The sequence below is a fragment of the Arthrobacter sp. P1_B4 genome, assembly GCF_056406555.1.
This window is the reverse complement of the sequence record NZ_JBFTZW010000001.1, coordinates 100162-120568: the sequence shown is the minus strand read 5'-3', so window position 1 is coordinate 120568 and position 20407 is coordinate 100162. Positions and strand designations below refer to the sequence as shown.

20 protein-coding genes are annotated in these 20407 nt (G+C 68.0%); 11 read left to right on the top strand and 9 right to left on the bottom strand.

Annotated features, from left to right (window positions below):
• The first annotated feature begins 228 nt into the window (after positions 1-228).
• Complete coding sequence (locus AC1D1W_RS00590) at positions 229-1059, top strand: putative protein N(5)-glutamine methyltransferase (RefSeq protein ID WP_476942681.1); 831 nt, start codon at positions 229-231, stop codon at positions 1057-1059.
• A 37-nt stretch (positions 1060-1096) separates the two neighbouring features.
• Here AC1D1W_RS00590 and AC1D1W_RS00585 read toward each other — a convergent pair whose 3' ends face one another.
• The 5 genes from AC1D1W_RS00585 to AC1D1W_RS00565 form a co-directional block, all read right to left on the bottom strand.
• The gene (locus AC1D1W_RS00585) at positions 1097-1552 is read right to left on the bottom strand and encodes a hypothetical protein (RefSeq protein ID WP_243178338.1); all 456 of its coding nucleotides are present in this window, start codon (positions 1550-1552) and stop codon (positions 1097-1099) included.
• A gap of 169 nt (positions 1553-1721) precedes the next feature.
• Complete coding sequence (locus AC1D1W_RS00580) at positions 1722-1985, bottom strand: GlsB/YeaQ/YmgE family stress response membrane protein (RefSeq protein ID WP_018774889.1); 264 nt, start codon at positions 1983-1985, stop codon at positions 1722-1724.
• A gap of 149 nt (positions 1986-2134) precedes the next feature.
• Entirely contained in the window at positions 2135-3106 is a 972-nt protein-coding gene (locus AC1D1W_RS00575; protein WP_243178339.1) for an aldo/keto reductase, read from the bottom strand.
• A gap of 96 nt (positions 3107-3202) precedes the next feature.
• Positions 3203-3412 (bottom strand): dodecin, encoded by a 210-nt coding sequence (locus tag AC1D1W_RS00570; protein WP_243178340.1) that lies wholly within the window; start codon positions 3410-3412, stop codon positions 3203-3205.
• Positions 3413-3464: 52 nt separating this feature from the next.
• On the bottom strand, positions 3465-4427 hold the full coding sequence (locus tag AC1D1W_RS00565) for an SGNH/GDSL hydrolase family protein (RefSeq protein ID WP_476942680.1): 963 nt from the start codon (positions 4425-4427) through the stop codon (positions 3465-3467).
• Positions 4428-4561: 134 nt separating this feature from the next.
• On the opposite strand from AC1D1W_RS00565, the gene AC1D1W_RS00560 reads away from it, so the two are divergent.
• Complete coding sequence (locus AC1D1W_RS00560; RefSeq protein WP_018774886.1) at positions 4562-4819, top strand: metal-sensitive transcriptional regulator; 258 nt, start codon at positions 4562-4564, stop codon at positions 4817-4819.
• 31 nt (positions 4820-4850) lie between these two features.
• Here AC1D1W_RS00560 and AC1D1W_RS00555 read toward each other — a convergent pair whose 3' ends face one another.
• Complete coding sequence (locus AC1D1W_RS00555; RefSeq protein ID WP_028276604.1) at positions 4851-5561, bottom strand: FadR/GntR family transcriptional regulator; 711 nt, start codon at positions 5559-5561, stop codon at positions 4851-4853.
• 190 nt (positions 5562-5751) lie between these two features.
• Between AC1D1W_RS00555 and AC1D1W_RS00550 the strand changes: the two genes are divergently transcribed.
• From AC1D1W_RS00550 to AC1D1W_RS00515, 8 genes are all read left to right on the top strand, one after another.
• Positions 5752-7239, top strand: coding sequence for a four-carbon acid sugar kinase family protein (locus AC1D1W_RS00550; protein ID WP_243178342.1), 1488 nt, complete (start codon positions 5752-5754; stop codon positions 7237-7239).
• A gap of 88 nt (positions 7240-7327) precedes the next feature.
• Positions 7328-8227, top strand: a complete 900-nt coding sequence (locus tag AC1D1W_RS00545) for an NAD(P)-dependent oxidoreductase (protein WP_476942679.1) — start codon at positions 7328-7330, stop codon at positions 8225-8227.
• A gap of 117 nt (positions 8228-8344) precedes the next feature.
• A complete protein-coding gene (locus AC1D1W_RS00540; protein ID WP_223914661.1) occupies positions 8345-9811 on the top strand; it encodes a GntP family transporter in 1467 nt (488 codons plus the stop codon).
• On the top strand, positions 9811-10707 hold the full coding sequence (locus AC1D1W_RS00535) for a class II fructose-bisphosphate aldolase (RefSeq protein WP_476942678.1): 897 nt from the start codon (positions 9811-9813) through the stop codon (positions 10705-10707). The genes AC1D1W_RS00540 and AC1D1W_RS00535 overlap by 1 nt, the downstream gene beginning before the upstream one ends.
• Before the next feature lie 122 nt (positions 10708-10829).
• Positions 10830-12170: an acyltransferase family protein gene (locus tag AC1D1W_RS00530; protein WP_476942677.1), complete on the top strand. Its 1341-nt coding sequence runs from the start codon at positions 10830-10832 to the stop codon at positions 12168-12170.
• Positions 12167-12511, top strand: a complete 345-nt coding sequence (locus AC1D1W_RS00525) for a GNAT family N-acetyltransferase (RefSeq protein WP_028276599.1) — start codon at positions 12167-12169, stop codon at positions 12509-12511. Before AC1D1W_RS00530 ends, AC1D1W_RS00525 begins: the two co-directional genes overlap by 4 nt.
• Positions 12512-12634: 123 nt before the next feature.
• On the top strand, positions 12635-13399 hold the full coding sequence (locus AC1D1W_RS00520; RefSeq protein WP_243178346.1) for a hypothetical protein: 765 nt from the start codon (positions 12635-12637) through the stop codon (positions 13397-13399).
• Positions 13400-13424: 25 nt separating this feature from the next.
• Entirely contained in the window at positions 13425-14207 is a 783-nt protein-coding gene (locus tag AC1D1W_RS00515; RefSeq protein WP_243178347.1) for an SDR family NAD(P)-dependent oxidoreductase, read from the top strand.
• 12 nt (positions 14208-14219) lie between these two features.
• Here AC1D1W_RS00515 and AC1D1W_RS00510 read toward each other — a convergent pair whose 3' ends face one another.
• Together AC1D1W_RS00510 and AC1D1W_RS00505 are read right to left on the bottom strand one after the other, a co-directional pair.
• Entirely contained in the window at positions 14220-15272 is a 1053-nt protein-coding gene (locus AC1D1W_RS00510; protein ID WP_476942676.1) for an FUSC family protein, read from the bottom strand.
• A 229-nt stretch (positions 15273-15501) separates the two neighbouring features.
• Positions 15502-17103 carry an MFS transporter gene (locus AC1D1W_RS00505; protein WP_243178349.1) on the bottom strand — a complete coding sequence of 534 codons (1602 nt, stop codon included), beginning with the start codon at positions 17101-17103 and terminating at the stop codon, positions 15502-15504.
• A 370-nt stretch (positions 17104-17473) separates the two neighbouring features.
• Between AC1D1W_RS00505 and AC1D1W_RS00500 the strand changes: the two genes are divergently transcribed.
• Positions 17474-17731, top strand: a complete 258-nt coding sequence (locus AC1D1W_RS00500; RefSeq protein ID WP_028276596.1) for a hypothetical protein — start codon at positions 17474-17476, stop codon at positions 17729-17731.
• A gap of 25 nt (positions 17732-17756) precedes the next feature.
• Here AC1D1W_RS00500 and AC1D1W_RS00495 read toward each other — a convergent pair whose 3' ends face one another.
• Positions 17757-20309: an ATP-dependent DNA ligase gene (locus AC1D1W_RS00495; protein ID WP_476942732.1), complete on the bottom strand. Its 2553-nt coding sequence runs from the start codon at positions 20307-20309 to the stop codon at positions 17757-17759.
• Between the last annotated feature and the right edge of the window lie 98 nt (positions 20310-20407).

Genomic DNA, 20407 nt, shown 5'->3' with positions numbered 1-20407 from the left:
AGGCGGCACAATCCGCCGCCGCAACCCGCCGCCGCAAAACCCCGACCAATCACAGCAGACCCAATCACAGCTGGCCGCGGGCGGCTTCGGTAGCATGGGGCAATCGAGCAACTGCAGTAAAGGAGGTGGGTCCCGTTCACGCAAGTCCAGCAAGGATGCCCGCCCAGCAGTGCCGGCCGCGGCCAGCTCACGGTGAGGGCGTCTGACACCCGACCGAAAGGCGCTCCCATGCCAGTAGTCCGCCATCTTTCCCCGCACGAGATACTCACGGCCAGGCTCCGCTCAGCCGGCTGCGTGTTTGCCGAAGACGAGGCCCGTCTGCTGATCGACGCGGCCCCGACGCCGGAGGCGCTCGAACGGATGGCCGGCCGGAGGGTCGCAGGCCTTCCCCTTGAACACATTCTCGGTTGGGCGGAATTCTGCGGACTCCGCATCGCGGTCGACACCGGAGTCTTCGTGCCCCGCCGCCGGACGGAATTCCTTGTCCGGCAGGCCGCTGCGCTGCTGGACGCAAGCCGCATGGCGCGGGGGGACGCCCCGGCGCCGGTCGTTGTCGATTTGTGCTGCGGGTCCGGCGCTGTCGGTACGGCGCTCGCGGCCCTCGCCGGCCCCGCCGAACTCCACTGCGCCGATATTGACCCCGCGGCTGTGTCCTGTGCACGCACCAACGTCCTGCCCCTGGGCGGGGAGGTCCACGAGGGTGATCTCTATGCTCCCCTCCCGCCAGGCCTCCGGGGCCGGGTCCGGCTGCTGGCCGTCAACGCCCCCTACGTTCCCTCGGCAGACATCGAAACCATGCCGCAGGAAGCGCGCGTCCACGAGCCGCGGGCCTGCCTCGACGGCGGCGCCGACGGGCTTCAGGTGCAGCGGCGGGTCGCCGCCGGCGCACGTCAGTGGCTGGCGCCCGGCGGCCACGTGCTGATAGAGACCAGCCGCCGGCAGTCCGCGCAGACGGCCGGAATCCTTCGCGGGCACGGGTTGGCGGCCCGGGTGCTGCGCTCGGAGGAACTGGGGGCCACCGTGGTGGCCGGCGAGCTGCTGCCCTCCGGCGGGCGGTAGCCGGCAGAGGCGGCGACGGTGGCCCCTCAAAGAACCCCTAGGGCAGTTTGTCCTCGTTCACGTTGGTGGCCGGGCCCGCCGGGGTGGCACCGCCCTCGTCCGACCAGTCCTGGCCGGTCTGGTCGGTGAGCGCAGGGTCGGAATGGACATCGCTGGCCGCGGGTGCCGGCGTTCCGGGCGTGGCTGCTCCCTGTTTTCCGGGCGTGGCCGTTCCGGGCGTGGCCGCGGACGTGCTTCCGTGGCCGGCATCGCGGTGGACAGCGGAGCTTATGACGGTACCGGCGCGGCGGGCGGCTTCGCCGAGATGCTCGGAGACCTCGGGGGCTTTGTCTTTGACCGTTTCTGCTGCCGCGGCCACCTTGTCCTGGACCGGCTTGCTGTGCCAGAGCTCTGCCGACCTGGCCTTGAGCTTGTCATAGGCTGCGCGGCCTGACCGCGATCCCAAGACGTACCCTGCTGCCAGTCCGGTGGCGAAAAGAAATTTGCCCTTCATGCTGTGCTCCTGCTCCCTGACGTAGGTGAAAAGTAGACGTTGTTGAACAGTTCCTGGACGGTGGGTGGCAGTGCCGGCCCATGCGGCCGGCAGGCCGCCTTGCTGTCAAAATAGTGCAAAAAACCGGCCCCGGGAATAACCCAGAGCCGGTTTCCGGTCAGCTTCCGTGTTAACGGGCTGAGCGCTTGCTGATCATGCCGTAAACGAGCAGGACGATGATCGCACCGCCGATGGCCAGCAGCCAGGTCGACAGCGAGAAGAACTCGTTGATGCCCACGCCGAACAGTGCGCTGCCAATGAATCCGCCGAGCAGGGCGCCGACGACGCCCAGGATCAGAGTGATGATGATGCCACCGCCCTGACGTCCCGGGAGGATGGCCTTAGCGATTGCGCCGGCGATGAGGCCCAGAATCAGAAATGCGAGAAAACCCATTTTTCGTTCCTTCTTCTTTCATAGAGGAGGCACCCGGATTGCCGGGTGCGCTACATCCTTCTGCCCTAATACTAATCATGCTTAGTATCAAAGAGCCACCCGACACCCGTGGGTTCGGCGGGCGGGGTGCCAAAACAGCCGACTGCGCCCTACCATGCGTAGTCTTCCGGAGCCGTCCTGTGGCCCGGGAAAATCTCGTCGAGGCGCTTGAGCGCATCGGTGTCGAGCTTCAATTTGTGCGCCCTGACGGAGGCTTCGAGCTGCTCGAGGGTACGCGGGCCGATGATCGGAGCGGTGACTGCCGGCTGGTGGAGCAGCCACGCGAGTGCCACGTCCGCGGGTTCCTGACCCAGTTCGGCGGCGAATTCCTCGTATCGCCGGATCTGTTTCTGGTGCGACTTGAGCGCATCGAGGGCCCGGCCCGCGATGCGCCGGACGCCGTCGTTCTCCTTCTTCAGCACTCCGCCGAGCAGGCCGCCGTGCAACGGCGACCATGGCAGGATCCCCAGGCCATACTGCTGGGCGGCCGGGATGACCTCCAGTTCCACGTCCCGGGTCAGCAGGTTGTAAATCGACTGCTCGCTGACCAGCCCGTTGTAGTTGCGGCGGCCGGCGGTTTCCTGGGCCCGGGCGATGTGCCAGCCGGCGAAGTTGCTGCTGCCGGAGTATAGGATCTTGCCTTGCTGGACGGCGACCTCGATAGCCTGCCAGATCTCATCCCAAGGCGTGTTCCGGTCCACGTGATGGAACTGGTACAGATCGATGTAGTCCGTCTGCAGCCGTTTCAGGCTGGCGTCCAGCGCCCGGCGGATGTGCAGTGCCGAGAGTTTGGACTCGTTGGGCCGGTCGGTCATGGTGCCGAACAACTTGGTGGCAAGCACCGTGCGCTCGCGGCGCTCGCCCCCCTGGGCGAACCAGCGGCCGACTATCTCCTCCGTCCAGCCGCGGTGGCTGGACCCGCCATACACATTGGCCGTGTCGACGAAGTTGATGCCGGCGGCCTGCGCGGTGTCCAGGATGGCGAAGGCCTGCGTCTCCTCGGTCTGCGGGCCAAAGTTCATGGTGCCCAGGCAAAGGCGCGAGACTGTCAGGCCGGAGCGGCCCAGATGCGTATAGCGCATGAAGTTTTCCTCTCCGCCCTGGCCTCCTCTGCCCTGACGGGTTGCGGGTTTCTCCGGAGCGGGGCGGTGCGTGCCGGCCCGCTCCGGAGTCTGGCGTCAACGCTCCAGGCGGAACCCCAGCTTGATGGTGACCTGCCAGTCGGCGACCTGCCCGTTTTCAAGGTGGCCGCGGATCTCCTTGACTTCGAACCAGTCAAGGTTCCGGAGGGTCTTGGCGGCCTCGGCGATGCCGTTCCGGACGGCCGCATCGACGCCCTCGCTCGAGGTTCCGACAATTTCAGAAATGCTGTAAGTGTGATTAGACAACTTCGCTCCTCGTGATCGCCATCGATGCCCGGCTGTGGGCCGTTCCTGCAGACTAGCCGACCGAACCCGGCCGGACTAGGGGTTTGTGCCCGGAGTCCGGGACCCCGGGAGGCGGTCCGGGCAGCGGGCGTTTGGCCTGCCGGGGCGGGGCGTCTGCGCGCGGCCTGATCCGGCTCACCATCCAGGGCAGCATGTAGTGCGCCATCCAAGCCAGGTCACCGGCCCGGGTCTCCCGCCAGTTGCCCGGCGGCATCGGCTTCGGCTCCAGCGGCCGCAGGCGGTGTGGCACGCTGAGCGTGTCCAGGACCATGGCCGCAATGGTGTGGTGTCCCAGCGGCGAGAAGTGCAGGCGGTCCGGATCCCACATCCGCGGATCGCTCAGTTGCCGCAGGGCCCACAAGTCGGCGATGACGACATCATGCCGGGCGGCGATGACACGGATGTTCTCGTTGAATACCGCGACCTTCCCCCGGATGTGTCCGAACACGGCGGTCTCGCCCCAGTCCGGCCCGGTGAAGAGGACCACCGTGGCCCCGGTGGCGGAGAGGGCTGCCACGGCGTCGTCCAGGGCGGCGGCCATCCGGTCCGGATCGCCGCGATGAAACACGAGATCGTTCCCGCCGGCGGAGAGCGAGACGAGGTCAGGCTTCAGGTTCAGGGCCGGTCCGAGTTGCTGGTCGAGGATTTCGCGCAGGACCAGGCCGCTGATGGCAAGGTTTGCGTACCCGAACTCGCGGCGGCCCTCGCCGAGTTCCTCGGCGATGCGGTCCGCCCACCCCCGAATGCCCCCGGGGCTCAGCGGTTCCGGGTCGCCGACGCCTGCCGTGAACGAGTCGCCCAAGGCGACATACCGGCTCCACGGCCGGGAACGCAGGTCACCGGCAGGCCCGCGTGCGGAGCTCTGATCCCCTGGATGCCACGGCCCCGCGGCGGGGAGGTTGACGCCGGTACCGCCGGCGTCCGGCTCTAGGAACCTGGCGGCGTTCACATCACCAGCAATACGCCGATATTCCATGCCTCGCTAGGTACTTATGCCCCTAGCGGGGCGGCATGAGGCCGCGGCGGCCACCCCTGGCCGTCCGCCACCCGGGAGGCGAAATACTCAGGGGGGTATAATGGGGAGCCTGACGCATCGAACCGGAGGAACCAATGGAACTCGATCCCACTGACATGAAGCCTGTTATTAACCGGCTTCGCCGCGCCCAGGGCCAGCTCGCGGCCGTCACCAGGATGATCGAGGAGGGCCGTGACTGCAAGAGCGTCGTGACCCAGCTGGCGGCCGTGTCGAGTGCCCTGGACAAGGCTGGATTCTCCATCATTGCCACGGGCCTGCAGCAGTGCATGCAGCAGGAAGACCCCAGCCTGGACCGCGCCGAACTCGAGAAGCTCTTCCTCTCACTCGCCTGAGCTCATCATCCGGGCAAAGCGCGGGACCGCGTCAGGCGGGGCCGCCGGCCAGCACGAAGGTCTTCAGGTCGTCAAGGGTCTGCTGCATGTGGGCGTCCATGGCGTCGCGGGCGCGGTGCGGGTCGCGGGAGGCCAGGGCGTCAGCGATGTTCTGATGGTGCCCGATGGCGTGCTCCTGGATCTCCGGCACCTTGGAAGTTTCCGTCCGCCGTTTTTCCAGCACGCGGTGCAAGGGTTCGAATAACACGGCGACGAAGACGTTTTCCGAGGCCTGCAGGATGAGGTCGTGGAAAGCGAGGTCTTCCTCCACGAATGCCGCGAGATCATTCCTCTCGTGGGCCAGCCGCATCCTGTCGACGTGCGCGCGGAGGGCCTCGATGTCCGTGTCCGACATCCGCCCGGCAGCCAGTTCGCAGGCGCCCGTCTCCAGCATCCGCCGGAGCTCGATGAGCTGGATGGCGGCCGAGGCGTCATTTGTGCCCTCCGAGGCTGCCCGCAGTACGGCGTCCAGGGATCCCCAGCGGTTCACCGGGTTCACGAACGTGCCCCGGCCGCGTTCCACGCTGAGGATCCGCTGGGCTTCAAGGGTCTTCATGGCCTCGCGCACGGTCATGCGGCTGACTTCGTGCCGGGAGCTGAGCTCCAGTTCGCCGGGGACGCTCGCGCCGGGCGGAAACTCGCCGCCAATAATCCGGTCCAGCAGTTCGTCGGCCACAACGCCGACCAGCGATTTCCTAGCCAATTCTCCCCGTCCAGCGACTTGTTGCGTGATGGCGTGCTCCGTGATGGCCAAGTCTACTTGCGCGTCGTTGTGCCATATGCCACACTAGCATTCATATGCAAGATGTCGGACATCTTACATTTTGTTCCTGCTGCGGCTCGCGGAGAACCGCAGTTTTCCACTGACAGATCCACACACAATGGAGTGCATAGTGCCCCTCGAAGCAGACGTGCTGGCCGCTTTCCCCGCGGAAGTACAGATCCCCGCCCGGCTGGTGGCAGACAGCGTGGCCGCCTCCTCCGAGGCATCCCCCCGTGTCCTGGTCGTACTCGACGACGACCCCACCGGCACCCAGTCCGTGGCGAACCTGCCGGTCCTCACCCGCTGGGAAGTGGCGGACTTTGCCTGGGCGTTCGCCTACGAAGTCAACGGCCAGCGCCAGCGCGCGGTCTACGTGCTGACCAACACCCGCAGCCTTGACCCTGCCGAGGCGGCTGCCCGCAACGAGGAGATCGTCCGCAACGCACTCGCGGCCGCAGCGTCCGCTGAACCCGCGCTTCGGCTCAGCTTTGTCAGCCGCAGCGACTCCACCCTCCGCGGACACTACCCGCTCGAACCGGACGTCATCGCCGCCACCGTCACCGCCGTCAACGGCGAGAAGACGGATGGCGTCGTGATCGTTCCCGCGTTCCCCGACGCCGGCCGCGTGACGGTCGGCGGCGTGCACTTCACCCGCGGCACAGGCAAGGACGCCGGGCAGCTCACCCCCGTGGCCGAGACCGAATTCGCCCGCGACGCCAGCTTCGGCTTCGCCAACTCGGAGATGGCCAAGTACGTCGAGGAGAAGTCGAACGGCCGGTTCCCCGCGGATTCGGTGATCGTGCTGGATCTGGACATCATCCGGGCGTCCGCCGATCCGATGATCTCCGCCAAGGCCATTGCCGATGCCATCGATGCCGCCACGGATTCGACTCCGATCGTGGCGGACATCGTCACCGAAAACGACTTACGGGCGCTGGCCCTGGGCCTGGAAGAAGCGGAAAGCCGCGGCAAGAAGCTGCTCTACCGCGTGGGCCCGCCGTTTGTCCGGGCACGGATCGGCCAGGAAATCCGCACCGAACTCAGCGGCGAGGAAGCCTATGCGGGCAATACCCCCTCGGAAGCCGGCGGCCTGATCGTGGTCGGCTCGCACGTCGGTGTCACCACCCGCCAGCTCAACGCCCTCACCGAGCAGCACAGCGCGGCCCGGATCGTGGAGATCGACGTCGAGAAGCTCCTCGGCGACAACGCGGGGGAGTACCTGGACGAAACCGTGGACACGGTGGTCGCTGCACTCCGCGGCGGCGACGTGATCGTGCACACGAGCCGGCTCCTGATCAAGACCTCCGACGCCGCCGAAAGCCTGCGAATCGCCCGCACCGTCTCCGCCGCCGTCGTCGCGGTGGTGAACCGCACGCTGAAGACTTTCCCGCCCCGCTTCGTGATCGCCAAGGGCGGCATCACGTCCTCGGACGTGGCCGCACACGGCCTGGAAATCCGGCACGCGATAGTCCGCGGGCCCATGCTGCCGGGCATCGTCAGCCTGTGGGAACCGGTGGACGGACCGGCCAAGGGCATCCCGTACATCGTCTTCGCCGGCAACGTGGGCGACGACCAGTCCCTCGCCGATGTCACGCGCAAGCTCAGCAACACCTTCTAATCCCCGCCGGCTCCCAGCCTTCACAACCTCAGGCAGGGCCCCCCGCCGGTATGGGCCCAGCACCACACGTCATTCGATGGAGAACACCATGACCAGCAACTACACCATCACCGTCCTTGGCCTTGGCGCCATGGGCCTGCCCATGGCCACGCGCCTGGCAAGCGAGCTCACCGTCCACGGCTTCGACATCGCCGAACCGCGCCTGAAGCTGGCTGAAGAGGCCGGCATCCGCACCTTCGCCTCCGCACGGGAAGCCTCGAAAGGCGCCGACGCGTTGCTGCTGGCAGTGCGCAACGGTGAACAGCTGGGCGATGTCCTGTTCGGCGAGAACGGCGTGGCCTCCGTGCTCAAGCCGGGCGCCGTCGTGATCCTGGGCAGCACCGTGGGCACCGAGGCCATCCCGGCCACCGTCGACCGCCTGGCCGAATACGGCGTCGAACTGGTTGATGCCCCGCTGTCCGGCGGCCCCAAGCGTGCCGGCGAGGGCGACCTCCTGATCGTGGTGGGCGCCTCGCCCGAGGCCCGGAAAAAGGCCCGCCCGGCCCTTGAGCTGCTGGCCTCCACCCTGACCGTGGTCGGCGACAAGCCCGGCGACGGCCAGGCCCTCAAGACCGTCAACCAGCTGCTCTGCGGCATCCACATCGCCGCCGCCGCCGAGGCGATGGCCCTGGCCGACGCCCTCGGCCTGGACCAGGCCAAGACCCTCGCCGCTCTCGAAGCCGGCGCAGCGGGCTCCTTCATGCTCTCCAACCGCGGACCGCGCATCCTGGAGGCCTACACCGAGGACGGCGCCGAAGTCCTCAGCCGGCTGGACATCTTCGTCAAGGACATGGGGATCGTCGGCAAGGCCACCCGCGCCGCCGGCCTCGCCGCCCCGGTGGCCGCCGCCGCCGAGCAGCTCTACCTCCTCGGCCAGGCCCAGGGCCTCGCCGCCGCCGACGACTCCGCCGTCATCAAGGTCGTCGCGCCCACCAGGCGCACCGCCTAGCCAGCCATCCCATCCCCGACGACGGCGGTCCCCCCTCCGCCGTCGCCGGGTCCCCACCCCACTGTTCCCGGCGACTGACTCGTTGGGCGACTTTCCTGTCAAAGGAGACACCACTTCATGACCCCCCTGCTCAATTCCCTGATGGTGCGCGCCGCCGACGCGCCCGTCATCAAGCCGGCCGTGGAGCTGGGAACTCCGCTGCTGCTGACAATCGCGGCGGCCGGCGTCGCCCTGCTGCTGGTGATGATCATCCGCTTCAAGATCCAGGCCTTCGTGGCCCTGCTGACCGTCAGCATCCTGGTGGCCGTGGCCGCGCAGATCCCGCTCAAGGATGTGTTCACCGTGGTGGCCGCCGGGGTGGGAGGCACCATGGGCAAGGTCGCCCTCCTGATTGCGCTCGGCGCGATCCTGGGGCGGATGATCGAGGTCTCCGGCGGCGTCCAGTCCCTCGCCGACCACTTCACCGCCAAACTCGGCGCCACCCGGGTGGCCGTGGCCCTCACCGCAGTCGGTTTCCTGGTCGCGATTCCGGTGTTCTTCGAGGTCGGCATCATTGTCCTGGTGCCGGTCGTCTACGCCTTCGCTAAAATCGCCAACGTCCACCCGGTGAAGTTCGGCCTGCCCATGGCCGGCATCATGCTGGCCATCCACGTGGCCGTGCCCCCGCACCCGGGGATTGTTGCCGGTGCCGGCGTGCTCGGCGCCGACATCGGACTGATCGCCCTGATCTCGCTGACGATCTGCGTGCCGCTGGGCTTCCTGTCCTACTGGGTCGCCTCCATCATGAACCGCAAGACCTACGAGCTGCTGCCGGCCGTCAAAACCCAGGTGGACGAGTTCGGCTCCGCCACCATGGTCCGCGTTGGCCACGAGGGCCCGGGCAGCAAAGCCATCGCCCCGCCCCGTCCGGGACTGATCATCTTCCTCATCGCCACCCCGATCGTGCTGATCCTCCTCGGCACCGTCGGCACCCTGGTGATCGACAAAAACGACTTCTGGTACGGCGTCGCGGCGTTCGTGGGCAACCCCGTCTTCGCCCTGCTGGTGGCCGTCGCGCTCTGCTTCTTCCTCCTGGCCGTCCGCCGGCAGTGGTCGCTGACGGAAACCGGCGAAATCTTCGAAGGCGCRCTGCCTCCGATCGCGTCCATCCTGATGGTTGTTGCGGCAGGCGGCGTGTTCGGCAGCGTCCTGCAGGTGAGCGGAATCGGCAAGGCTCTCTCCGAATCCCTTGACACGCTTGGCGTTCCGCTGCTGCTGCTTGGCTTCATCATCTCCCTCGCCCTCCGCGCAGCCCAAGGCTCGGCCACCGTCGCGATCGTCACCACGGCCGGCCTGCTCTCCTCCGCCGTCGCCGGCGGCGGCTACACGCCGGCGCAGACCGCCGTGATCGTGATCGCCATCGGATTCGGCGCCCTCGGCCTCTCCCACGTGACCGACGCCGGTTTCTGGGTGGTTGTGCGCTACTACGGACTGACCGTCGCCGACGGCCTCAGGACCTGGACCGTGCTCACCACCGTGCTGGGACTGGCAGGCTTCGCCCTGACATTCGTCGCCTGGATGCTGGTGGGGGGACTGAGCGCCTGATGCGTACCCAACTGGACACCCTGGTGACCGGCGCCCTGCAGCAAGGCTCTGCCGTTCCGGCGTTCACCTGTTACGACTTCACCACCGCGCTCGCCGTTGTGGGGGCGGCCGAGGAATCCGGCCGGGGCGCCATCCTGCTGGTCGCGCCGAAGACCGCGGCAACGCCCAACGGGCTGCGGCTGATCGCCGCCCTGCGCGGACTCGCCGACGCAGCCTCGGTGCCGATTGCGGTGCAGCTGGATCATGCCACCGACCCGCAGGTGATCGCCGACGCCGTCAGTGCCGGGGCCGACTCGGTGCTGGTCGACGGGTCCTCGCTGCCGTACGAGGACAACATCGACCTGGTCCGGAACGTCCGCGCGGCCCTGGCGGCGCAGGGCCGGGCCGACGTCGTCATTGAAGCAGAACTCGGCGGACTCGCCGGCGACGAGGACCGGGCCTTCGGGACCGACGCCGCGGATAACGCAGGCGACGCCGCAGGCAATGTGGAGTCGGACGCCCCCGCCGGGCTCACCGACTCCGCCCAGGTGGAGGACTTCGTGGCCCGCACCGGGGCGCAGCTGCTCGCCGTGGCTGTGGGCAATGTCCATGGCAAGTACAAAGGCGAGCCCCGGCTGCGCTGGGACGTGCTGCAGGACATCGCCGTGCGGACCCGGATCCCGCTGGTCCTGCACGGCGCCTCCGGCATTCCGGCCGAGGAACTGGTCAAGGCAGCCGCGATGAACGTGGGCAAGGTCAACTTCAACACCGAGCTGCGCACCGGCGTCCTGGCGGTCCTTGAGGAACAGACCACCGCCCACCGGGCCGACGGCGAGAACCTCCAGGCACTGCTGGGCCTGTGGAATGCCTCGGCCAGGACCTTCGCGGCCACAGCCCTGGCCACACTCTCGCGCTGACACTGTGACTGCCAGAGCAGTATGGCCCGCATCCGGCGCGCATCCGGGCCATACTGCTCTGGCAGCCAGGGCGCCCCGGCCCGACAATGATGGCACCACAGCCTGCCTTCCCGAGGGGTGCCATGCTTGCGCAGCAGCGGCCAGCCGGCGACCCGGCGCCGACGCCGGACCGAGACCCGGTGATCGACCTTGTCCGCTTCTTTTGCCTGGCATTGGTGGTGGTCGCGCACACCATGATGGTGAGTCCCGTCCTGCACCCGGACGGCACCGTGACGTCCGAGAACACCTTGGGCGATCAGCACTGGTTTGAACCAGTGGTGTGGGTCTTCCAGATCATGCCGCTGTTCTTTGTGGCCGGAGGCATCACCGGGCTGCAGTCCTGGCGCCGGCTCCGCGCCAGGGGCGGCAATGCCTTCGATTTCATGCAGGCCCGGCTGCTGCGCCTGATCCGGCCGGCCGCCGTCCTGCTGGCGGTCATGTTCGTTGGCCTGTCGGCGGCCCGCCTCGCAGGGGTTGACCCTCAGGTCATCGAACTGCTCACCAGCGGAGCCGGCATGCCGCTGTGGTTCCTGGCCGCGTACCTCGCTGCGCAACTCAACCTTCCCTGGCTGGCGGCCCTCCACACCCGCGCGCCATGGCTGACCTTCGCCGGCCTCACCGCCCTGGTGGTGACGGTCGATTGCCTGCGGGGAGTGCTGCCGCTGTTGGCATACCTGAACATGCTGTTCCTGTGGTGCGCCGTGCAGCAGCTCGGATTCATCGTGGCGGATGGCCCGCGGCTGCTGCCGAGCCGGCCGGCGCACCTGAGCATCATGGTTGCCAGCAACATGCTGCTGGGGTTGATAGTCCTGCTGGGGCTGTATTCCGGGAACATGCTGGTGAACCTCAATCCGCCCAATGTGACGCTGCTGCTCCTGGGCATCTCGCAGGCCGCCGCCCTCCAGCTCTTCCGGCCGGTGCTGTCCCGGATCGCGTCCGTGGCCGGGGTGCGCCGGATGATGGGCGTGGCCGGCCGGCGGTCCATGACTGTTTATCTGTGGCATCTGCCCCTGCTGGCGGCGATGTCCGGTGTGCTGTTGCTGACGGATTTCCCGCAGCCCCCCGGGGGTAGTGCGGCCTGGTGGTGGGGGCGGCCCCTGGTGCTGTTGGGCGTCATCGCCCTGCTGCTGCCGGTGGTGGCATTGTTTGGCAGGCTGGAGGAGCAGCCGACGGCGCCCGGCCCGTCGCCGAGCCGGCCGGCGGCCGCCGTGCTGCTGGCCGCCGTCGCCGTTTTTGTCCCGGCAGTCAACGCCGCGCTCACCGGGCTCACGCCCGGGCTCCTCGGCGGGGGCGCCGCCTGCTTCGCGCTGGCCGTCGTGCTCCTGGGCCGGATTCCGGTTCGGCTCACGACGCCGCCTGACGGGCAGGGCGGATCGGAACCGCCATTGCCACGCCCGCCATTAAGTGCCAATGTCGAACCATGACGGAGAACTCGGCAACCACGGAAGACACCTTCACCCCGGACGTCTCCACCACCCGGAACGACGAGCTGCACCGTTACGAACTCCGTGTCGGCGACAAGCTGGCCGTCCAGGTGCGCTTCATCGACAGGCCGGGCCATATCGACTTTATCCACACGGATACCGCAGAGCAGTTTCAGGGCCAAGGGCTCGCCAAAGTGCTGGCGCACTTCGCCCTCGATGACGTGGTTGCCTCCGGCAAGCGGATCATCCCGAATTGCCCGTTCATGTACCGCTACCTGCGCAAACATGAGTCGTACCACCAGTATGTGGACTGGCCGGAGCGGGTCCCCGAGGGAGCCTGAGCGCCTGGCCCGGGGGCCGGAACGGCGTCATGGGCCTGCCCGCTTGTGGGCAGCGGACCAACCTCGTAAAGTTTGACCAGAGTTATGCAGTTGGCTCTTGGACAGGTGACTTTGGAGTACCCCATGAACCATAAACTGCGTGTGCTTGTCCGGGTGGACGTCGATCCCGCACAGGTCACCCTCGAAATTACCGGCTGCGTTACGCAGTCTGACGCAGCAGCCCTCCTGCACATCGTGCGCCGCGCCTGCCGCCTCGAACCGGGCGCCGCCGTGGTCATCGACCTCCACGGCGCCTCCCACCTGGACCCTGAGGTGCTGCTGGACCTCCGGCGTCTCGCTGATGCCGGACGCCTGCCCGCTCCCGATGCCGTGGGCTCCGCAGAGGCCGGGCCGCTTCGTTTCGCCCTCGACGAGCCGGCGGTGCTGCCAATCTGCCTTGTGCACGTCGGCGCCGACGCCGAAGTCCTCGCCGAACTCGACACCGACTACCGCCCGGCCCCGGTCGCCGTCGCCGGGAACGGAGACAGCGAAGCTGCCGGACTGCTCGACGTCGGGCCCGGCTCCGGATCCGACTCCGGGCTGGGGGAGGCCAACAGCCCGCTGGCCGCGGAAACCGGCGGCCCCAGCGACCTTGGCTCCATCGACGGGCTGGCGCTTTCGGAGTACTTCGAGGGAACGCTGGATCCTGTGGCCACGGTCCGGGCACTGTCCGACACGGCGCTGTGCCGGCTCGCGGACGCTCTCTACCGCCACCTCGACACCAGCAGCCCGTCTTTCGGGGCGCACACCTGGTACGAGCTTGCGGCCGAAGAGCTTCAGAACCGCCACCTGCTCGATGACGGTGACCCGGCAGGGGACGAACTGGCGCAAGACACGGCCCTGGCCTGAGCCGGGACGAGACTAGGCTGTCGCTATGAACCCTCAAACAGCCTCTACATCCGGCAGCACAGCCCTGGTCACGGGCGCGACGGCAGGCCTTGGCGCCGAGTTCGCCCGCCAGCTCGCCGAGCAGGGCCACCGCGTGGTGCTCGTGGCCCGCGATGCCGGCCGCCTCGCGGTCACCGCGGCGGAGCTGGAGAACAGCTACGGGACCGCGACGGAGACGATCGCCGCGGACCTGACCGACGACGGCGGGATTGCCGCCGTCGTCGCGCGCCTCAGTGACCCCGCGCGGCCGGTGGAGATCCTGGTCAACAACGCGGGAATCGGCCTATTGCGGCCCTTCGAGGACAACGACATTGCCGAGGAGAAGAAACACCTGAAGCTCCATGTCGAAACCGCCATGGAGCTCAGCCACGCCGCCCTGCAAGGCATGCTCGGGCGCCAGTCCGGCAGGATCATCAACGTCGCCAGCGTGGCGGCCTTCCTGCCCCGCGGCACGTATTCGGCAGCGAAGGCCTGGCTGCTGAGTTTCTCGCGCTCGGCCAACATGGCCTATGCGGCGCGCGGGGTGAAGGTCACCGCCGTGTGCCCCGGCTTCACCCACACCGAGTTCCACGACCGGATGGGGATGGACAAGACGGCGACGCCGCGCTGGATGTGGCTCGAGGCCCGGCAGGTGGTCAGCGAGGGACTGGCGGACAACGCCAAGGGCAAGGCCGTCTCGATCCCCAGCAAGCGCTACAAGGTCCTGACCTCGGTTTCGCGGGTGCTGCCCTCAAAGCTCGTCGCCGGGCCGGCGCGGCGCGCCAAGTAGCCGCCGGGTACGTCAGCGGACGGCCAGGCGCCGTCGGCGGATCAGTACGACGACGGCGATCCCGACGGCGGCGCCCACCAGTGTCTCGACGGCCCGTTCGGTCACCAGTACGCCGGGATCGGCCGGCGCGGCAAGCTGTCCGACCAGCAGGATCACCGGGGTGAAGGAGACCATGGCAAGGCCGTAGTGCCGGGTCATGAACAGCTCGGTGCTGAACTGCAACACGATCACGAGGCAGACCAGGACGGCGGCCTCCTGCCCGGGGAAGGCCAGCAGCGGTGACCCCGGCCACGGGAACAGGACCGCAGCGACCACCACGAGGCCGATCAGGGTGCCGACAATCCGGTGGATGCCGCGGTACACGCTGCTGGGCAGGTCCGCCCCGGCAAGCGGCACCGCCGCCGCGGCCATGGCCCAGTGCGGGTGGCCGCTGCCACTGAGGACCCCCAGGGTGCCGGCGCCGCCGACAGCGGTGACGTAGCGGGCGGCATGCAGCCACGCCGCCCGGCGCCCTGCCCCGCGCAGTATTATGACGTCCCGCCGCCTCCCGCGCTGCCAGGTGCGGCCGACAAACCAGCCGCCAAAGCCGACCAAGATGGAGAACGCGGCCGATCCCGCGGCGATGAGAAGGCCCGTGTGCCAGGGGGCGGCGGCGGGAACGGAGGCGCACGCGCCCAGGGCCAGGATCCCGAAGAAGGGACCGGCGGGTTTCAGGGCAGTCTTGTCCGTGAACAGCGAGCCCACGCCGGCGAACGCGGCCTCAATGATCACCAGGGCCCACGAATGAATGTGGTGGGCCGAGAGGAAGACGCCGACTCCTACGCCGGCAACCAGAAGGACAGCCGCCTGGCCTTGATGGCGGAGCCGGAGCTGGTGCGGCTCGGTGCGGCCGTACATGCCGGTCAGCGCGCCGAAAACGGCGTAGCCGGCCAGCTCGGGGCGACCGGCTGCCAGGAGCGCCAGGGACGGAACGGCCACGCTGATCGCCATCCGCCAAGCCGACACGTGGTCCTTGTTGGCCGGGGACAAGGTGTGCAGCGAACGGATGTGGTGCAGCAGGGACATCACAACCGCCTTTCCGGTTCCTGTGGTTTCAGTGGTTTCAGTGGTTCCCCGGATCCCGGGGGTTCGCGGGTGCCCCGGCGCCCGGGTGGTGCTGATAGCGGTTCGGACACGCCTAAGGCCTGCCCGGATGCGTCCCCCAACGGGTAAGCATCCGGAACAGGCCTCAAAGGGCGGGGCTGTCAGCTACGTAGCCTGGACTACTGCTGCCGGTCCGGTCGGACCGGCAGGCTCAGGCTGTGGCCGGGACTTTCTCGGCTTCCCCGCGCCCTGCGGTGGAATCGACGGCCGGTGCGACCATGGGCATGTCCATGTGCTCGAGGTCGATCAGCGGGTTCTCGTCCTGCGTCGCGACCAGCTCGCGGGCCTCAGCCTGGGTGTCCACGCTCGGCATGGAGCCGGGCAGCGGCATCTGGGCGGATTCCTTGAGGAAGTAGATCGCTACTGCGCCGATCGCCGAGGTGGCCATCAGGTAAAAGGCCGGCATCATGTCGTTGCCGGTTGCGCTGATCAGGGCGGCAACGATGAACGGCGTGGTGCCGCCGAAGATGGCCACCGAGAAGTTGTACGCGATGCCCATGGCGCCGTAACGGCTGGCCGTCGGGAACTGGGCCGGCAGGGCCGACGCCAGGTTGGCCACGTAGAACGTCACGGGGAAGGCAATCAGGGAAAGGCCGGCCAGCGTGGACCAGATTTCACCGATGCCGATCAGCAGGAAGGCAGGGGTGGCGAGGACGACGGTGCTGATGGCGCCGATCCACAGCACGGGGCGGCGGCCGATGCGGTCAGAAAGCTTGCCGGTCAGCGGGATGCAGAGGCTCATGATGACCAGCACGGGGATGGTCAGCAGCGTGCCGTGCAGCTCGTCGTAGCCCTTGGACTCCGTCAGGTACGTCGGCATGTAGGAGGTCAGTGCGTAGCCGGCGGTGTTTGCCGCCGCGACCAGGATCATCGCGACGATGAGGGAGCGCCAGTACGCCTTCACGATGCCCACCGGACCCTTGGAGGCTGTGATGTCCGAGGCGGTTGCGTCCTTGGCGAGGTTCTCCTGGGCATCCAGGGTTGCCTGGAACTGCGGGGATTCCTCGATCTTGCTCCGGAAGTACACGGCGATCAGGCCGAGCGGGCCGGCAAGGAGGAACGGGATGCGCCAGCCCCACTGCTCCATGGTGTCCTGGCCGAGGGTCAGCTGCAGCACCGAAACGAGGGCCGCGCCAAGGGCGAAACCGAGGTAGCTGCCCATATCCAGGAAGCTGGCGAAGAATCCGCGGCGCTTATCAGGGGCGTACTCGCTCACAAAGGTCGTGGCGCCGGCGTATTCACCGCCGGTAGAGAAGCCCTGGATAACTTTGAACAGGACCAGCAGGACCGCAGCCCAGATGCCGATCTGTGCGTAGCCGGGCAGGAGCCCGACGGCGAAGGTGCTGGCGGCCATGATCATCAGGGTCGCGGCGAGGACCTTCTGGCGGCCGATCTTGTCGCCGAGCCAGCCGAACACGACTCCGCCGAGGGGGCGGGCGATGAAGGTGGCGGCGAATGTTCCGAGCAGGAACAGGGTCTGGACGGACTTGTCCGCCTCCGGCAGGAACACCGGTCCCATGGTGGTGATCAGGTAGCCGAACACGCCGACGTCGTACCACTCCATGGTGTTACCCACGATGGTGCCGCCGAGTGCCTTCTTGAGCATCGGCTGGTCGACAACGTTGACGTCGGACTCGCGGAGTCGACGGCGACGTAGCTTCGGTTTCTTCACACCCTTGGGTGCGCCTTGGTTGGTTCTGCTGGCGTCGATGACGCCTGCTGAAGAGTCGGTCATGCTTCGGTCTGTGGGCATTTGGGAAGCTCCTAGGGAGATCATTTGCTTGCGACTTGTAGCTGCCCCGCTCTGGGCAGGCTTTCAATTTTACGGGAATTCTCTGGAGTTTCCGAGTTGTGTGCCGTATGATCGCCCATTTCGGGTGCAAATTGAGGGCAATTCACTAATTTCTTTTGCCCGCTTTCACCGCGCGGATACTGGGAACCGGCCATCCCCGCGGCGCCGGGCCCAAAATTTTCCGCGCCAGCCCTCGATTGCTGGGGTTTCCGACGGGATTCGGGCCGCCGGAAAGTCAGACGGCGGGCGCTACAGACATCTCCCCGGGGCAGTCCTACGATTGATGGACACTTCATTTCACAGCGGTTAGTTACAGCGGAAAGGAAGATCAATGGCGGATCATCAGTTCGGAGAAGAAATCGAGCCCGAGGTCGCGAGCCATCTGGCGCAGTCCATGGCTGAAGCCCCGGGACCCGAGGCCCTGCACCACGCTCCCCCCGGGCCCGGCCAAGGACAGCAATGGCCGGACGGCAGCGGTAAGCAGCGGCACCCCAAGGACCGCGACAGCGCCCGCGGGCGGCAGGGCCAGCAGGTGGCCGCCGGCGCCATGCACCGGCAAAGCCGTCCGCAGCTGCCCCACCACGACTAGCCCCATCATCGCTGGCCCCACACGACTAGGGGCCGGCGGCAGGGTCTGCCACGACGTCGGCTGGCGCCTTATCCAGGCGCCAGCCGCGCCACACCGGGTGCCGGAGCTTCCCGCTGCCGGTCCATTCTCCGAAGGTGACCTCGCCGACGAGTTTTGCGCTCACCCAGTTGGCGTCTGCCGCGTCAGCGTCCGGCACGTCCCGGAACGGGGAGGTCTTCCGTGGCAGGGCGTCGAGTTGTTGCCTGAGTTCCTTGAGTTCGCGGGTGCTGAATCCGCTGCCCACCCGGCCCACATACCGTAGTTTCGAGCCGTCCGGAATCCCCAGCAGCAGCGAGCCCACGGATTCCCGGCGGCCCCCTTTCCCGGGCCGCCAGCCGCCCACCACCACCTCCTGGGTCCGTTCAACCTTGAGCTTGAGCCAGGACCGGCTGCGCTGGCCGACGTAGCGCCCGTCCGTGCGCTTGGCCATGACCCCCTCGAGGCCGAGCTCGGCGGCGCTTTCCAGGATGTGCGCGACGTCGCCATCGATCACGCCGGAAAGCTCCGCCGGGGCGGCGGAAGGGCGGAAGAACTGCTCCAGCCGGCGGCGCCGCTCACTCAGCGGCTGGCGCCGCAGGTCCTCGCCGGCGTCGAAGAGCAGATCGAACAGCATCAGCCGCACGGGCGTCGACTGCTGCGCCCGGGCGACGTCGGCGGCCCTGCTCAGTTTCATCCGGCCCTGCAGCAGCCCGAAGTCGGGCCGGCCGGAGCGGCCGACGGCGATGATCTCGCCGTCGGCGACGAAGCCCTGCTCCGGCCAGCAGGACCGGTCCGTCAGCTCGGGGTAGCTCACTGACATGTCGATGCCGTTGCGGCTGATGAGCCGGACCGTCGTTGCGTCGCCGATCACCAGGGCCCGCACCCCGTCCCACTTGAGCTCGATCTGCCAGTCCAGCTCCGGTAGGTCGGCCAGGGTCCCGGATGTGGCCAGCATCGGGCTGAATCCGGCGGCGTCGGGGGCACGTTCGTTGCCGGCGGCGGTTTCCGCTCCGCCCTCGCGGTGGCCGCGGCCGTCCGCTGAGCCGTCCTCCCCGCCGTCGTCCGCTGCCTCGTCGGTGTCTTTGTCCGTATTGTCCGCTGTGCCGGCCGGGCGCGGCGGACCGGGATGGCCTTGCGGGGCCGCCGGGTCCATCAGGTGGATCAGCCACTGGTCATCGGCCCGGCCGGTGTGGATCAGGGCGAACCTGCGCGGTCCGCCGAGGCCGCCGCCCTCCGCGCCGGTCAGGGTGGCGATGACCTCCTTGCCCGCGATCCATTTTTCGCATTCGTAGTGTCCGTGGTCCCAGATGCTGACCGTCCCGGCGCCGTACTGGCCCTTGGGAATGTCACCCTCGAAGTCGGCGTAGTCAAGCGGGTGGTCCTCGGTCTGGACCGCGAGGTGGTTCTTGGTTTTGCTGGTCGGGACGCCCTTGGGCAGTGCCCAGGACACGAGCACGCCGTCGCGTTCCAGCCGGAAGTCGTAGTGGAGCCGGCTGGCGTGGTGCTCCTGGATGACGAACTTCTCCTGCCGTGTCCCGCCGTCGTCCCCGGCGTGGTGCCGGTCCGCGGTGAAGGGCTCGGGAGTGGCCGCCCTGTCCCGTTTGGTGCGGTACTTTTCCAGCCGCGGATCGGTGTCGCCGCCGTCGCCGGCCGGCTCGGGAGGGATTTCGGCCCGTCCGCTGAGCCGGTGGTCCGACTGGCGGTCCGGCGCGTGCGCCGCCGGGGCTCCGGCGCCGTGCCGGCCGCCGGAAACCGCGGCGAACGGATCCTGGCCGGCTGCGACGCGCTTCATCACCTCCTGGTAATCCAGCTGGTGCAGGGACGCGGAACTGAGTTCCCGCCATGTGCGCGGGGCGGCCACCGTCGGCCGGAGCCGGCCGCGCAGTGAGTACGGCACGATGGTGGTCTTGGCGGCGTTGTTCTGGCTCCAGTCCACCAGCACCTTGCCCGTGCGCAGGGTCTTTTTCATGTCGCTGACGGCGAGATCCGGGTGGTCTGCCTCGAGCGAGCGGGCCAGTTCACGGGCGAAGTCGGAAATCCGGTCCGAGCTCTGGAACCCGTCCAGGGCCGCGTAGAGGTGGATGCCCTTGCTGCCGCTCGTCACCGGCACGGGGTCCAGGCCAACGTCCTGCAGGATGGTGCGGGCCAGCCTGGCCACCTCCACGCACTCCGCCAGTCCCGCGCCTTCGCCCGGGTCCAGGTCCAGCACCAGCCGGTCGGGCGGCATGGCGTTGCCGTGGGAGTCAACCCGCCACTGCGGCACGTGGATCTCCAGGGCCGCGATCTGGGCCAGCCAGGTGAGGGTGGCGGGATCATTGACCAGGGGATATTGGATGGTCCGGTCCTTGTGCGTGATGGCGGCACGGGGCACCCAGCCAGGCGTTGAATGGTCCAGGTTCTTCTGGAAGAACATCTCTCCCGGGGCATCTGCGGTCCCGACGCCGTGGACCCAACGCTTGCGCGTGGCCGGCCGGTTGCGGGCTGCGGGGATCAGCACCGGTGCGACGGCGGCGTAGTAGGCCAGGACGTCGGCCTTGGTGGTGCCTGTCTCCGGGTACATGATTTTTTCCAGGTTGGTGAGCACCAGTTCGCGCCCGTCCACGCGGACGCGTTCCTTACCGTTGGGCAAAACCCTTCACCTCCGCGCAACTGTGATGT